Origin of the sequence: Collinsella sp. i05-0019-G5, from assembly GCF_042851345.1 — a bacterium.
Taxonomy (GTDB): Bacteria; Actinomycetota; Coriobacteriia; order Coriobacteriales; family Coriobacteriaceae; genus Collinsella.
The window spans coordinates 1,970,395-1,984,157 of the sequence record NZ_AP031421.1 but is presented as its reverse complement, the minus strand read 5'-3'; the positions used below and the strand labels follow the sequence as shown (position 1 = coordinate 1,984,157).

12 protein-coding genes are annotated in these 13,763 nt (G+C 59.9%); 2 read left to right on the top strand and 10 right to left on the bottom strand.

The window, feature by feature from the left end; all coding sequences use genetic code 11:
• Window positions 1-19 precede the first annotated feature (19 nt).
• The 10 genes from ACGHIZ_RS09280 to ACGHIZ_RS09235 all read right to left on the bottom strand — a co-directional run bounded on the left by ACGHIZ_RS09280 (window position 20) and on the right by ACGHIZ_RS09235 (window position 12,139).
• A complete protein-coding gene (locus tag ACGHIZ_RS09280) occupies window positions 20-730 on the bottom strand; it encodes a metallophosphoesterase (RefSeq protein ID WP_117639531.1) in 711 nt (236 codons plus the stop codon).
• Window positions 727-2,646, bottom strand: coding sequence for a BMP family ABC transporter substrate-binding protein (locus ACGHIZ_RS09275; RefSeq protein ID WP_390447652.1), 1,920 nt, complete (start codon window positions 2,644-2,646; stop codon window positions 727-729). The genes ACGHIZ_RS09280 and ACGHIZ_RS09275 overlap by 4 nt, the downstream gene beginning before the upstream one ends.
• Window positions 2,647-2,810: 164 nt before the next feature.
• Window positions 2,811-3,578 (bottom strand): mechanosensitive ion channel family protein, encoded by a 768-nt coding sequence (locus ACGHIZ_RS09270; RefSeq protein WP_390447650.1) that lies wholly within the window; start codon window positions 3,576-3,578, stop codon window positions 2,811-2,813.
• A 129-nt stretch (window positions 3,579-3,707) separates the two neighbouring features.
• Window positions 3,708-5,738: a bifunctional metallophosphatase/5'-nucleotidase gene (locus tag ACGHIZ_RS09265; RefSeq protein WP_390447647.1), complete on the bottom strand. Its 2,031-nt coding sequence runs from the start codon at window positions 5,736-5,738 to the stop codon at window positions 3,708-3,710.
• 155 nt (window positions 5,739-5,893) lie between these two features.
• Window positions 5,894-6,688, bottom strand: coding sequence for an ABC transporter ATP-binding protein (locus tag ACGHIZ_RS09260; protein WP_390447644.1), 795 nt, complete (start codon window positions 6,686-6,688; stop codon window positions 5,894-5,896).
• A complete protein-coding gene (locus ACGHIZ_RS09255; protein WP_117802925.1) occupies window positions 6,681-7,604 on the bottom strand; it encodes an ABC transporter permease in 924 nt (307 codons plus the stop codon). The genes ACGHIZ_RS09260 and ACGHIZ_RS09255 overlap by 8 nt, the downstream gene beginning before the upstream one ends.
• A gap of 204 nt (window positions 7,605-7,808) precedes the next feature.
• Window positions 7,809-8,789 carry an ABC transporter substrate-binding protein gene (locus ACGHIZ_RS09250; RefSeq protein WP_390447641.1) on the bottom strand — a complete coding sequence of 327 codons (981 nt, stop codon included), beginning with the start codon at window positions 8,787-8,789 and terminating at the stop codon, window positions 7,809-7,811.
• A gap of 160 nt (window positions 8,790-8,949) precedes the next feature.
• Window positions 8,950-9,732: a hypothetical protein gene (locus ACGHIZ_RS09245; RefSeq protein ID WP_390447638.1), complete on the bottom strand. Its 783-nt coding sequence runs from the start codon at window positions 9,730-9,732 to the stop codon at window positions 8,950-8,952.
• A gap of 259 nt (window positions 9,733-9,991) precedes the next feature.
• Window positions 9,992-11,395, bottom strand: coding sequence for an asparagine--tRNA ligase (gene asnS / locus ACGHIZ_RS09240; RefSeq protein WP_390449924.1), 1,404 nt, complete (start codon window positions 11,393-11,395; stop codon window positions 9,992-9,994).
• A 180-nt stretch (window positions 11,396-11,575) separates the two neighbouring features.
• On the bottom strand, window positions 11,576-12,139 hold the full coding sequence (locus tag ACGHIZ_RS09235) for a PTS glucose transporter subunit IIA (RefSeq protein ID WP_117583092.1): 564 nt from the start codon (window positions 12,137-12,139) through the stop codon (window positions 11,576-11,578).
• Between the two features lie 246 nt (window positions 12,140-12,385).
• Here ACGHIZ_RS09235 and ACGHIZ_RS09230 point away from each other — a divergent pair, with 246 nt between their 5' ends.
• Both ACGHIZ_RS09230 and ACGHIZ_RS09225 read left to right on the top strand, forming a co-directional pair.
• Entirely contained in the window at window positions 12,386-13,285 is a 900-nt protein-coding gene (locus tag ACGHIZ_RS09230) for an alpha/beta hydrolase (protein ID WP_390447635.1), read from the top strand.
• 47 nt (window positions 13,286-13,332) lie between these two features.
• Complete coding sequence (locus tag ACGHIZ_RS09225; protein WP_117786142.1) at window positions 13,333-13,653, top strand: hypothetical protein; 321 nt, start codon at window positions 13,333-13,335, stop codon at window positions 13,651-13,653.
• The last annotated feature ends 110 nt before the right edge of the window (window positions 13,654-13,763 follow it).

The window sequence follows — 13,763 nt, the reverse complement described above, 5'->3', positions numbered from 1 at the left end:
TCGTGGTGGTTGTTGGCAGTTACCAGGGGGTTCTGGCGGTTGAAGACTCGATTGCTTCGTGGCGTTTGAGCTCGCGGCGCATGGTTTGCGAGTTGAGCCAAGCGGCCTTCCAACCGCGCGTGGGGTAGCGCGCCTCGTCAATTTCGATCTTGGTATAGCCGCAGGCGTTGACAATCTTCGTTCCGCATGGGTGTTGGCGCTCGCGTTGAAAGTTGGGGCCGTAGCTTTGGTGCACATGCCCGTGAATCATATAGTCGGGACCCCAAGACTCAAGAGCCGCATTAAAGCACTCGAATCCTCGATGCGGCAGGTCGTCCAGGTCGCCCATGCCTGCGACGGGTGCATGGGTAAGTAGAATATCGCATCCGTCTACCAGTGCGATTTTTCGCGATAGCTTGCGCATGCGTTTTGCCATCTCGCGCTCGGTATACATGTTCGCGCCGTCGCGGTAGCGCATGGAACCGCCCAGACCCGCAATGCGAATACCTCGGTACACATATACGCTGTCCTCAACACAAATGCACCCGCCCGGTGCATGGCGCGCGTAGCGGTCGTCGTGGTTGCCACGAACGTACACAAGCGGTTTGTTGATGACAGTGACCAAAAACTCAAGATAGTCCGGATCCAGGTCGCCTGCGGATAGAATCAGGTCAACGTCCTCAAAGCGCTCCTTGCGAAAACATTCCCACAGGCAGCGCTCCTCTACATCGGCAATGGCTAGGATATTCATAGGGCACGGACCTCCGGCTCGTTATCGAGCTGCGGAATCGAGCCTATAACGTTGTCAGCCAGCCAGTTCATCTCGACAATCTGCGTACTCGGCAGGGGAGGGAAGCCCTCAATCTGAACCACGCCGTCCTGGCTGTGGAGCTCGCCGCCAAATGGGTTGATGGAGCCCTCGACAATGCCGTTGCGAAGCAGCTGCACAAGTTTACGCGTCTGATAGGGTAGGCCCGGAGCGTAGCGAATATCGATGACGCCGGAGCTCATACCGTACCAGTAGTTGACGGCGCGCACCTGCTGGTCATCGGCGGTCTCGTCCCATGTGCCGTGCAGTAGGCTGCGTACGATGAGTTCGTAGTAACGGCCCCAGTTCCATACCGGCATAGCAATACCGGTAACTTCCTTGCCGTTTACCAGACGGTGAAGCCCGTAGGCGGTGGGGTCCTCGAGAGACTTGGACATATCGGCGCCGGTCATGACGCTCACGCCCTCGCGACACATGGCTTCGGCAAGACCGCCGGCGGGAACATCTCCCCAAGTGAGGATAATCTGCGCACGAGGGTCGAGCAGCGAGGCACCGATAGCGAAGGCGTTGATTTCGCTCAGCGCGCCCGAGGCGAAGACCGACGCATGGTAGCCAATACGGTGGTTGTCGGCCATGCTGGCGGCAAGGGCGCCCAGTAGGAACTTGGCCTCGTACATCTTTCCAAAGTACGAGCGGACGCTTTGGTGGGGAAGGCCGATTGAGCAGTTAAGGAACCGCACCTGGGGATACTCGACTGACGCCCTGAGCGTGTATTCCATGAGCCGGTGTGAGGTCGAGAAGATGACGTTCGCCCCGTGCTTTACGGCTGTCTCGACGGCGGCGTAGAACACGTCCGGATCGTGACAGTCCTCGAACGCCTCGGTGCGCACGATACCGCCAAAGTGCTCATCGAGATACTGACGTCCTTGTTCGTGCAGGCTGTCCCAGCTCGACGTCGCACAGGGGAACTCATGGATAAAGGCGATGCGTAGGGGATTGGCCGCCGAATAGACGGTCTTGCCCATAAAGAAGTTGAGCACGCTGGAGGTGGACTTGGCGGGCGACTCTTCCTCATCGATGCTCGGTGCTTCGACAAGATCGACCTTGTCCTCGTCATTTTTGCCGGCAATGACCAGCTCACGCCAAATCTTGCACAGGCGGTTTACGACGATATCCGTCGGCGTATCCAGCAGGCGGTCCTGGTTGTACACATTGAGGTAGACGAGCATGGCGTCGGCGGGCGTAATGTCCAGGTGGTCGCCGCCCGCGCGAAGGTAGGCGCGCTTAAAGAGCAGGAAGGTGTGGCGCAGGTAGTCGACCTTTTTCTGCGGCCATTTTTCGATAAGGTTCTGACCGAGCATCTTGGCGAGCGTCTCGTAGCTTCCCTCGCGCGAGAACTCGATCTCGTATAGGGGACAGACGTGCCAAAACGCGCAGAACTCACCGTACAGGCGGCTTTCGACGGAATCCCATGTGCCGGGGTAGAGACGGGTAATCTTGGCCGAAACCGTCGGGGCGTCCAAGAATTTGAGGACACTGACGCGTTTGTTGCCCTCTTGGACGTAAAACCGATGCATGAACTCGGTGACGATGACGGGATCGCGATAGCCCTCGGTCACCTGGATGTCGTAGAGGTTGGACCACTTGCGGGCGAACTCGGTGTTAAACGGCAGCAGGGGCATGAAGTTGCACGAAAAGGCGGACTGACGGCCCTTGGTAACCGTGCCGACGACCATTTCGAGCGGAATGTCTCTCAGACCGACATTCTCTCGCTGGCCCAAGGGGAGCTGGGCAACCAAGCTATCGAGGTTCGTGAGGTACGGATACTCGCTTTGACTAATGGCGCGTCGACGTCCTTGCTCGCCACGCTTGCGTGCTTGACGATAGGCCTCTTCCATAGTTTTGCTCCCTTAGTCGTTTAAACAACTATATGGACCATGGTACCATCGTCTCGGCCGCTCGAAAAGGGGCAGCTCGTAAAGGGCGGCTGGGCCATTAAGAAATTAACCGCTCATTTGCCCAGATAAAGCCCGCCAAAATAAACCCGTCCCTATTTGGTAGGTTAGGCGATGATGGGGGCGATGGCGCGGATGCAGGCGTCGGCGGCGGTGAAAGTGGTGCTGTCGTCGCTGACGATAAAGATGATCTTGCCCTTAATGCCAAAGTCGCCAATCTCGCTAAAGAGCACATATGGCTCCTTGTCAAAACCCGAGATGGGCGAGACGGCCGTTTTGGTGGCGCTGACAAGCTCGTCTGCTAGTGCATCGAGTGACGCCCATTTGGAGGGGTCTTTGACCGCGACGGGGACGGCCACGCGCCCAAAGGGCATCAGATGCACGAGCGTGTTCTTGGAGATGTTGGAGTTGGGGACGATGATGGTCTGCCCGCAGGCATCTTCGATGGTCGTGTGGCGCCAAGTGATGTCCTGGACCACGCCCGACACGCCGCCGACCTCGATATTGTCGCCGGGCTTGATGATGCCCATAAAGGTCACTTGCATGCCGCCGATGAGGTTTGATAGCGTGTCCTGAAAGCCGAGCGAGATGGCGATGCCGCCGACGCCAAGAGCGGCGACGAGCGCGTTTGCGTTAATGCCAAAGCAGTTGTCGAGGATAAAACTGCCGCCGATCATCCAGATGACGGCGCGCGCGATGTTGATGAAGATACTCGATGCCGGAAGCGGGTTATCGTCTCGGTTAAGCAGATGGTGCAGGGTCTTGGATGCGACCTTGGCGGCGACGGCGGTGCCTATCGCTAAGATGACGGCCCAGATGATGTTGTGGACCCACCGTTGCTCAAAGAAATGAAGAATTGGCTCAAACAATTCCATGTAGGGAAAACCTCCTAATGATCATTCAACCATGATACCCATCGAGAAGCCCGTCAGATCAAATTCGGACGGGCATCTGCGCTCGATATCAGGTTTGCACGGCGGGGCTGCAAGGCTCGGCGGTGTAGCTTAGCGTCGACGCTTCCAGATAATGCCGAGAATGATAATGACGATGCCGGCAATGAGACATGCTCCGACCACGGCCAGCGTGCGGTCTCCCGTTGCGGCAAGCTTGCCGGTCGTCTTCTTGGTGGTGACCTGCGTGGTCGTCGTGCGGGGCTTGGGCGAGGGCTCAGACGTCGGGGCCGGTGTGGGCGTGGGGTCCACGGCAGCGGAGCCAAAGCTGATGGTGCCCGCGAGCGAGGCCATCTTGCTCTCCCAGCCATTCTGACCAATCAGTGCCCTCAGCGCCGCCTCGCACGTGCCCCATTCGGTGTGCTTGGTGGCGTTTGCAAAGGCGGGGAAGTCGGCCGTGTTGGTGATGATGTAGTTGTTGGTGGCAACGGTATAGGTCTTGGCGGGGTCGAGCGTACTGCCATCCTTGGTGAGCGTGGCGCTTACAATGCGCTTGCCTTCGGACTGCGTCCAATCGATTGTCACGTTGATGCCGCCGAAGGAAAGGACGCTGCCGGAGTCGTCGCGCCACTTGTACTTGTCTTGTGCCTCCTGCTCGGTGTGGCCGGCTGCCACATACGCTTGCTGAAGCTCGTAGCTGTCGTTGCAATCGTCGCTGATCTGTAACGAGTGCTCGAGCGCTGCCAGGAAGTCCGCACCGGTCATGGTCCAGGTCTCGACGGTGTTGCCATAGGGTGAGATGGCGATGACGTTGCCGGCGGTTACGTCTCCCGCCGTTATACCGCCACGGATACCGCCCGCGTTTTCGATGGCAAGGTCCGCGCCCGTCAAATTAAGATAGGAACCGCAGATCACATGTCCGATGGTCTGAGCCTTAGCGGTGTCGCCCGCTTTGCTGGGACGCAGATCGGTGGTGCGCACCATCTCCCAGCCATGCGTGCCTGCGGCATCCTCGCCGTAGAAATAGTCAGTGGCAGATGTGCCGAGCACCTTGTTCGATTCGCTTTCAAAGGCGTCATCGAGTGGCTTGATTTTGTTGCGAACCTCGTCGAGCTGGCTCTGGTAGAAGGCGCCCTTGTCGGAGTCTGCCAAAAGGTCGTTCACGTCCTTGGCGGCGTAGAGCGTCTCGGCGCTGTTGCCTGCGGAGACCGTCACTATGTCGTCGTTGGTGGTTTCGGTACCCTTGGTGTCGTACTCATAGGGAATGGAAAGCAGACCAACCTCGGCAAAGGCGCTGCCCGCCTCGACGACGCGGACCGGCTTGCCATCGGCTCCCGTCACGTTCTCATTTAAGTTGATGTGCTCGTGGCCTGCGACCAGAGCATCGACGCCATTGAGCTGTGCGGCAAAGGTCTTGGCGTTGAGCGTGTGCGCGATGCAGACGATAACGTTGCAGCCCTCGTCCTCGCGCAGTCGCTTGGCCTCGTCATTGATGGCGTCCGCCGCACCCGAGAACGACGTGCCCTCGACCAGGTCTGCGCGCAGCGAGGAGCCCAGCGTCTCATCCATGGCTCCGACGACGCCGACCTTAATCTTGTAGTTAAACGTGGGGCTGTTCTCGCCGTCCTTCCAAGTGTGGTTGAGCATCTTGGTGATGCTCGAGCTCCATACGCCGTTCGAGGACGTTGCATTCGCGCAAAGCATGGCGAAAGGTGTACTGGTGGTACCGTTGCCGGCCATCGTGCGAAGCTTATCCGCGCCGTAGCTCCAGTCATGGTTGCCCGGTGTGGTCGCGTCGTAGCCGTTTGCGTAGAAGGTGTTCATGAGTTCGGCGATGCTCTTGCCCTCGCTCATGGTGGCAAAGGACTGCCCGTGGAAGGTGTCGCCTGCATCGAGCAGAAAGTCGGGGGCGTTGCTTTGGGCGCTATAGAGAACCGCCAGTCCGTCAAAGCCAATGGTGCCCGTGCCCTTGCTTGCGTTGTAGCTGTACTTGTAGCTGCCGTGGATGTCGTTGGTGTGCATCACGGTTACGGCGCCGTCGATAACTTGAGACGGGACGGCCGCTACGGAGCAGACGGGGGCGCCGGTGAGCGCACCGGCGAGGAGAGCGGCGGTCAAGGCAAGACGGGGAAGGAGTCTTCTCATGGCAGTTTCCTTAGTTCTTAACCAGTGGTTCCTGCTGACGCTGGATTATCGACATAATATGCGAAAACCGCCGCAAAGGTATCTGTTCCTTTGCGGCGGTTTTGACGTTTGTGCAGATAAAACCTGCCAAAATAAACATCCCTTTTTGGCAGATTTTAGCTCAACAGCATGCGGTCGTTGGCGAGCTCGCCGCCCGAGACCTCCTCGAACTTCTGCAACAGGTCGGCAACGGTGAGCGACTTCTTCTCATCGCCTGCCACGTCGTAGATCACGTGACCCTCGTGCATCATGATCAGGCGATTGCCCAGACGGATAGCGTCATTCATGTTGTGCGTAACCATGAGCGTGGTCAGATGGTTTTCGTCGACAATCTCCTCGGTCAGGTTGAGCACCTTAGAGGCCGTCTTGGGGTCGAGCGCCGCGGTGTGCTCGTCGAGCAGCAGCAGGCGCGGCTTGGTGAGCGTGGCCATGAGCAGAGTGAGTGCCTGGCGCTGGCCACCCGAAAGCAGGCCGACCTTAGCGCTGAGGCGCGTGTCCAGACCGAGGTCCAGGCGCTTGAGCAGTTCAACGTACTCGTCCTTCTCGGCTTTGGTGACGCCCCACGAAAGACCGCGATGCTGGCCGCGGCGCTTGGCGAGGGCCAGGTTCTCGGCAATTTGCATGTCAGCTGCGGTGCCGCGCATGGGGTCCTGGAACACGCGGCCCAGGTACTTGGCGCGCTGCGACTCGCTCAGACGCGAGATGTCGGTGCCGTCGAGCTCGATAACCCCCGAATCGAGCGGATACACGCCGGCGATCATGTTGAGCAGCGTGGACTTGCCGGCGCCGTTGCCGCCGATCACGGTTACAAAGTCGCCATCATTGAGGGTAAGGTCGACGCCGGTGAGCGCGCGCTTCTCGGTGACGGTGCCCTTGTTAAAGGTCTTTTTGACGTGCGAGAGTTTAAGCATCTGCCTCATCCCCCTTCGTGTAGGAGCTGCGGAGCTTATAGCGCTCCCAAACCACGGGCACGCACAGGGCCACGGCAACGATCACGGCGGAGAGCAGCTTCATGTCGTTGGCGTCCATGCCCAGCTGCAGCACGATGGCGCGGATAAGGAAGTACACCACGGAGCCAAAGACGGCGGAGGCAAGACGGACGCTAAACTGCGTGAGACCGCCGGGCAGCAGGCGACCGAGTACCTCGCCGATAACAATGGCGGCAAGACCGATAACGATGGCGCCGGTGCCCATACCAATGTCGGCGTACTTCTGGCTCTGGCAGATGAGCGCGCCCGAAAGGCCGATGAGGGCGTTGGAGAGCACGAGGGCGATCATCTTGGTGGAGTTGGTGTTGACGCCCAGGGCGCGGATCATGTACTCATTGTTGCCGGTGGCGCGCAGTGCCGAGCCGATCTCGGTGCCAAAGAACCAATACAGGATGGCAACGATAGCCACAGCGAGCAAGATGCCCAGGATGATGGCGACGGTGGACTGCGGCAGGCCCGTCATGTTGCTGACAGACGAGAAGATAGTGCCCTTGGCAAGGATGGGCGTATTGGATTTGCCCATGATGCGTAGGTTGATGGACCACAGGCTGATTTGCGTCAGGATTCCGGCGAGGATCGCGGGAATCTCAAAGACGGTGGTCAAAATGCCCGTGACGGCGCCCGCGATGGCACCGGCACACATACCGGCCAAAACAGCGAGCAGCGGGTCGACGTTGTTATTGACGATGAGCACGGCGCAGACGCAGCCGCCGAGGGCAAAGCTGCCGTCGCAGGTCATATCGGGGATGTCGAGCAGGCGGAACGTGATAAACACGCCAAGCACCATAATGCCCCAGAGGACGCCCTGCGAAACGGCGCCCTGCAATGCAATGAGCATGCTTCATACCTCCTAGGATAGGGTGGACACGTGAGTCACCATGATAGCGGTAACAATGCATGAAAGAGCTGCGGCCGGATGTTTTGTCTCATCCGTAACAAGCAGGGCGAACGCCGGTCTTTGGCGTTCGCCCCTGTGGCTCAGATATTGAATAACACGGCAACGGCGCGAGTATGGGCCCTAGGCACATCGCCGCGCATGGCGCTACTCGTCCAGAGCAGAAAGATCGATGCCCAGAGCCTCGGCCATCTCGTCGTTCTTGACGACGACCAGGTCCTTGCTCGAGAGGTGCTTGATCGGCATATCCTCGGGCTTGGCCTCGCCCTTCAGAATCTTGACGGCCATCTCGCCCGCGGCGTAGCCCAGGTCCTCATAGTTGATGGAGAGGGTGAACAGGCCGCCGGCCATGCACATACCCTCCTCGCCGGTCACGTAGGGAAGCTTGTTCTCCTTGCAGATCTGGCCCACCTGCGAGGCGCCCGCGGCGATGGTGTTATCGGTGGGGGAGTACAGCGCGTCGACCTTGCCCACGGCAGATTCGACGACGGACTGGATCTCGTTGGAGCTCGAGACGGTGTAATCGGTGTACTTCAGGCCCAGCTTGTCGAGCTCCTTCTTGGCGGCCTTGATCTGGACGTCGGAGTTGGACTCGGCGGTGCAGTAGAGCAAGCCGACCTTCTTAACGTCGGGCAGGACCTTCTGCATCATCTCGAGCTGCTCGGCGACCGGGGTGAGGTCGGAGGCGCCGGTGACGTTGGTGCCGGGCTTATCGTTGTCCTGGACCAGGCCCGAGGCAGCGTAGTCGGTGATGGCGCAGCCCACGATGGGGATATCGGCTGTGGCGCCGGCGGCGGCCTGCGCGGCGGGCGTAGCGATGGCATAGATCAGGTCGACGCCATCGCCCACGAACTTGTCGGCGATGGACTTACACGTGGACTGGTCGTTCTGGGCGTTCTTCTGATCGATCTTGACCTTAAGACCGCTCTTCTTGATGGCCTTGATAAAGCCGTCGTTGGCGGCGTCGAGTGCGGAGTGCTCGGTGAGCTGCAGAACGCCGATGGTGTAGTCGGAACTGGTGGCAGCAGAGCCGGAACCAGAGTTGCCGCCGCATCCGGCGAGCGGAGCGAGCGCGAGCAGGCCAGCAGAGACCAGAAGGCTCCTGCGGCTGATGGTGATATCCTTCATATCGTTACCCCCAGTATAGAAATGGCTGGAAACACTGCACTCAAACAAAGTACAAGTGGAACTATAGTAGCGCGGATGTCCATTTTTACAATAACCTGGCGGGTTTTTTAATACAGAACCGGATGGGCGGTACGGGTAGTCGAATGGACGGCGGAGGTTCTTATGCGGCGGAGGCGTTCTCATCGTCTAGCGCGGCAAAGAGTTTTTTGCCGTCGAGCAAGCGCGTGCTGACGTTTTTCATGCGGCTGACCTCAACGGTGCGCAGGGTGTCGTCGGCGCCTCGGGTGTCGTAGACCGTTCCCAGCAAATACGAGATGCCGTCTCGTTGCTTGATGGCAAAGGGCCGGAGTGTCATCCGTGCCACTTCGACCTCTCCGCGTGCCGTGACACTCGAAATATCAAAACTCACCGTGGTTCCGTGGTCGATGGCCTGCTCGATGAGCTCGCAGGTGTCGATGCGCTTGACGGGCGTGCGCGTGGCCTTGGTGGATTTGCTGCCGGCACTTGGAGCGGGCTCGGGTGCATCAAGGTAGCCGCGAACGTCGGCACTCGCCATGGCGACCAGGTGCTGCGCCATGCTTTTTCGAATGGCGATGGGCGTGGAGCGGTTGCGCATGACCATGCCGTGGAGCCGGATGATCTCTTCATCGGTGAGCGGACGGGTCAAGAGTCGATAGCCCACGCCGCGCTTGTACTCAATTTCGTATCCGGCATGGCGAAGTGCGGAGATGGCGGTGTAGATGCTGCGCCGCGCCGCCGAGATGGGCATGCGGGCGGGGTCGTCGGGATGGGCGAGGCGCCGGATCAACTCATCGGAAAGCATGGCCTTGTCCTCACCGGTGTTTTCGCTTAATAGTTGCAGGATGCGAACGGCGCGATAGGCTGCCATCGAGGCGGCGCCCCTCGTCGTGGTCTCGTAAGTTTCAACAGCGGTTTCGGTCATGGCGCCCACGTCCTTTCCGTTTTGGGTGGCGACGGTATGGAGCCTAGGACGCGGGGCTTTCCCAGGGGTGCAGGACGCCCTGGGCGGTCGGTAGCCGTCGGCAAGCGGCGGGTCGAGTTTTCAACAGCCCTGCCCAACTGACCAAAAACTTGCCAAAAGCTTGACGGATACCGTTGAAAAAAAGCGTCTCTCGACCGATGTCGAGAGACGCTTGCGCGATGAGCGTTGGCGTGTGGCGACGCGAGCTAGCGTCCGACGATTAGAAGTCGGCGTTGCCCACGGTGCGCGGGTGCGGCAGGACGTCGCGGATGTTGCCCACGCCGGTCAGGTACATGACCAGGCGCTCGAAGCCCAAGCCGTAGCCGGCGTGCTTGCAGGAACCATAGCGGCGCAGGTCCAGATAGTACTTGTACTGCTCGGGATTCATACCCAGGTCCTTGATGCGGGCCTCGAGCAGGTCCAGGCGCTCCTCGCGCTGGGAGCCACCGATGATCTCGCCGATGCCCGGCACCAGGCAGTCGGCGGCGGCGACGGTCTTGCCGTCGTCGTTCATGCGCATGTAGAAGGCCTTGATCTCGGCCGGGTAGTCGGTTACGAAGGTCGGGCGCTTAAAGTGCTCCTCGGTCAGGAAGCGCTCATGCTCGGTCTGCAGGTCGATGCCCCAGCTCACGGGATAGTCAAACTTGTGACCGGCGGCGACGGCCTGCTCCAGGATCTCGATGGCCTCGGTGTAGGTAACGCGGGCAAAGTCAGAGTTTGCCACGTGGTCCAGGCGCTCGATCAGGCCCTTGTCCACAAACTTGTTGAGCATGTTGAGCTCATCGGGGCAGGTGGCCATAACGTCCTTAAGGACGTACTTGAGCATGGCCTCGGCGTTATCCATGTAGTCGTTCAGATCGGCAAAGGCCATCTCGGGCTCGATCATCCAAAACTCGGCGGCGTGGCGCGTGGTGTTGGAGTTTTCGGCGCGGAAGGTGGGGCCAAAGGTATACACGTCGCCAAAGGCCATGGCAAAGTTCTCGGCATTGAGCTGGCCGGACACGGTGAGGCTCGCATGCTTGCCAAAGAAGTCCTGGCTCCAGTCGACCTCGCCGGACTCGGTGAGGGGCGGATTTTTGGGGTCGAGCGTGGTCACGCGGAACATCTCGCCGGCACCCTCGCAGTCGCTCGTGGTGATGATGGGGGTGTTGACGTAGACAAAGCCTTGCTCCTGGAAGAAGCGGTGGATGGCGGCAGCCGCGACAGAGCGGATGCGGAACACGGCGCGGAACAGGTTGGTGCGCGGGCGCAGGTGCTGCTGGGTGCGCAGGAACTCGACGGTTGCGCGCTTCTTCTGCAGCGGGTAATCCGGGGCGCTCGCGCCCTCGACCTCGATGGAAGTGGCAGAAAGCTCGAAAGGCTGGGGCGCATCGGGGGTCAGCTTGACGGTGCCGGTGCAAATGAGTGCGGCCGAGACGTTTTGATGGGCGATCTCGTCGTAGTTGTCGAGTGCCTCGCGGTTCATGACGACTTGCAGGTCGCGGAAGCAGCTGCCGTCGTTGAGCGTAACAAAGCCAAAGTTCTTCATGTCGCGGACGGACTTGACCCAGCCGGCGACGGTGACGGTCTGGCCGCCGAGCGACTCGGCGTCGGCATAGAGCTGCGCGATTTTGGTGCGGTTCACGTATCCTCCCATAACGGTTGAATGATAGTTATCCATACAGTTCGGTATTCTAGCAGCTCGGCTCATTTGGGCTATACAGATAAGGCATTGGCGGGATGGTTTTTCAAACGAAAAGCGCCCACGGCAAATGCTCGTGGGCGCTTTTCGTGTTGCCTTTTGGCTGTGTGGCGCGGGGCCTGGCTACTTGGTCTTGGCAACCAGCAGCGGATCGCCAAGCTTGACGAGCGGATTGCCGCCGATAAGCGTTCCGGACTCGCCGACGTGGTCGATGCTCTTGAGGCGGTCGAGCTCAGAGATGATGACGGTCACGATGTCCTCGTGACCGGCGGCCTTGATAGCGTCGCGGTCGAAGCTGATGAGCGGCTGGCCGGCCTTGACCGTGTCGCCCATCTCGACAAAGCGGGCAAAACCCTTGCCGTTCATTTCCACGGTGCCCAGGCCAACATGGATGAACACGCGAAGACCGTCCTCGGTGATCATGCCGATGGAGTGGTTGGTGACGGTGGTGGCGCCGATACGGCCGTTAGCGGGGGCGTAAATGGTGCCGGTAATGGGCTCGATGCCGTAGCCCTGGCCGAGCATGCCCGAGGCGATGGTCTCGTCGGGAACCTCACTCAGATTGACGAGCACGCCGTTGACAGGAGCGTAGATGACGCCTTCGCGGGTGGCGAAGCTTGCTGCGGGCGGAACGGACGCCTCGCCCGACGAAGTGAACGTGGACTTGAGCGAATCGAGCAGACCCATAGATGCCTCCAACGTATCAGGCGCGCATGTTGCACGCGTGTGGTTTGCCGGAAACGTTTCGTACGTGTTTCCCAGCACGGTCAGCGCTCCTATTTTACGCTGTCCAACGATACCTCTGAACAGCGATTTTGTGATATATCAGTTGAAGGCCAACTTATTGCGGGGGTGTTTCTGCGCCGCGGGCTCAAGTGGGGTACGCTAAGGTGCGAAAAACGAGTGCGCACGAATCGCACGGAGGGAGCACCTATGATTATTGAGAACCATGCGCTGTGGGGCGAGGAGCCGACCGAGGATTATCCGGCGACGTTTACGTATCTGGGTGCCGAGCCGCTGCCCGACAAGCCCAATGGCCGCCGCCCCGCGGTGATCATCTGCGGCGGAGGCGGGTTTACGCATATCGCTCCGCACGAGCAGGACCCGGTGGCGTTTGCGTTTTTGGACCGCGGCTACCAGGCCTTTGTGCTCAACTATGTGACGAGCGCCACGGGCGACGTGAGCTTTCCGCACCCGCAGGCGGACCTCGCCAAGATGGTCGCTACCGTGCGCGCCAACGCCGACGAGTGGCATGTCGATCCCAAGCGCGTGTGCATCGTGGGTTTCTCGGCGGGCGGCATGATCTGCGCCTCGTTGGCAACGCAGTGGAAGACCGGACCTTTCGCGGGCCTTGCCGGGGCTCGTCCGGAGGATATTCGTCCCGACGCCGTGGTGCTGGGTTATCCGTTGCTCGACCTTGCCTATGTGCGCGATATGCAGACGCGTGACCCGCGCATCGACCTGCGCGTGCCCAAGACGGGTGGCAAGACAGGGCGCGATTTGCTCAACGACTATCTGTCGATGGTGACGGGCGGCGAGGCGACCGATGAGCACCTGGCCGACATTTGCCCTACCACGCACGTTTCGCGCCAGATGCCCCCGACCTTTGTGTGGGGCGTTTCGGACGACAAGACGGCGCCGGTCGCGCAGGTCTACCCGTTTGCGCAGCGCATGGCCGAGGAGGGTGCTGCATGCGAGATACACGTCTTTGACCAGGGTGGCCACGGCCTTTCGCTCGGCAACGCCAATACCGCGGTCGACAACGAGGACAAGCAGGTTTCCGTCCGTCCCTGGATCCGCCTGGCCTTCCGCTTCCTGGAACGCCATATGTAAAAGTAGACTACTTGCCCGTTTCAAAAAGTCTGCTTAGAGGAGGAGCCATGCTTGAGGGTACGTATGTGGTTTTGGCCCAGACGCCGGTGGGGAGCAAGCGCGGCGAGGTGACGTTTTCACATGGGGTGAACGGCGCGCTCAGGGCAGTACTAAACGTCAGGGGTCTCAATATCGCTCTCTCGGGTGCCCGCGCTGAGTGCGATTTCTTTGAGCTCTCGGGTACTATCTCCCACGTCTTGATGGGCAAGGCGCCCTTTACATGCACGGGGTCGGTTGAGGGTGATCGACTCACTGCTACCGCGCGGTCGGGTTCCATTTCGATCTCGCTGAGCGGTATGCGCAAAGAGCTTTCGGGGCGCACCGCATAAAGTTTGCGCAGGTAAACATCGGTATTTGACTTTATATAATAGTTCAGAGCGCTATCATTTGTCGTTACGAGTTGGTTAGCCCCGGTAAACGGTTAACCGCGTCTAACGAA

What these genes read in the sequence shown, in the direction of transcription:
- ACGHIZ_RS09280 (WP_117639531.1), bottom strand. Translation starts at nt 730, where the DNA reads ATGAATATCCTAGCCATTGCCGATGTAGAGGAGCGCTGCCTGTGGGAA.
- ACGHIZ_RS09275 (WP_390447652.1), bottom strand. Translation starts at nt 2,646, where the DNA reads ATGGAAGAGGCCTATCGTCAAGCACGCAAGCGTGGCGAGCAAGGACGT.
- ACGHIZ_RS09270 (WP_390447650.1), bottom strand. Translation starts at nt 3,578, where the DNA reads ATGGAATTGTTTGAGCCAATTCTTCATTTCTTTGAGCAACGGTGGGTC.
- ACGHIZ_RS09265 (WP_390447647.1), bottom strand. Translation starts at nt 5,738, where the DNA reads ATGAGAAGACTCCTTCCCCGTCTTGCCTTGACCGCCGCTCTCCTCGCC.
- ACGHIZ_RS09260 (WP_390447644.1), bottom strand. Translation starts at nt 6,688, where the DNA reads ATGCTTAAACTCTCGCACGTCAAAAAGACCTTTAACAAGGGCACCGTC.
- ACGHIZ_RS09255 (WP_117802925.1), bottom strand. Translation starts at nt 7,604, where the DNA reads ATGCTCATTGCATTGCAGGGCGCCGTTTCGCAGGGCGTCCTCTGGGGC.
- ACGHIZ_RS09250 (WP_390447641.1), bottom strand. Translation starts at nt 8,789, where the DNA reads ATGAAGGATATCACCATCAGCCGCAGGAGCCTTCTGGTCTCTGCTGGC.
- ACGHIZ_RS09245 (WP_390447638.1), bottom strand. Translation starts at nt 9,732, where the DNA reads ATGACCGAAACCGCTGTTGAAACTTACGAGACCACGACGAGGGGCGCC.
- ACGHIZ_RS09235 (WP_117583092.1), bottom strand. Translation starts at nt 12,139, where the DNA reads ATGGGTCTGCTCGATTCGCTCAAGTCCACGTTCACTTCGTCGGGCGAG.
- ACGHIZ_RS09230 (WP_390447635.1), top strand. Translation starts at nt 12,386, where the DNA reads ATGATTATTGAGAACCATGCGCTGTGGGGCGAGGAGCCGACCGAGGAT.
- ACGHIZ_RS09225 (WP_117786142.1), top strand. Translation starts at nt 13,333, where the DNA reads ATGCTTGAGGGTACGTATGTGGTTTTGGCCCAGACGCCGGTGGGGAGC.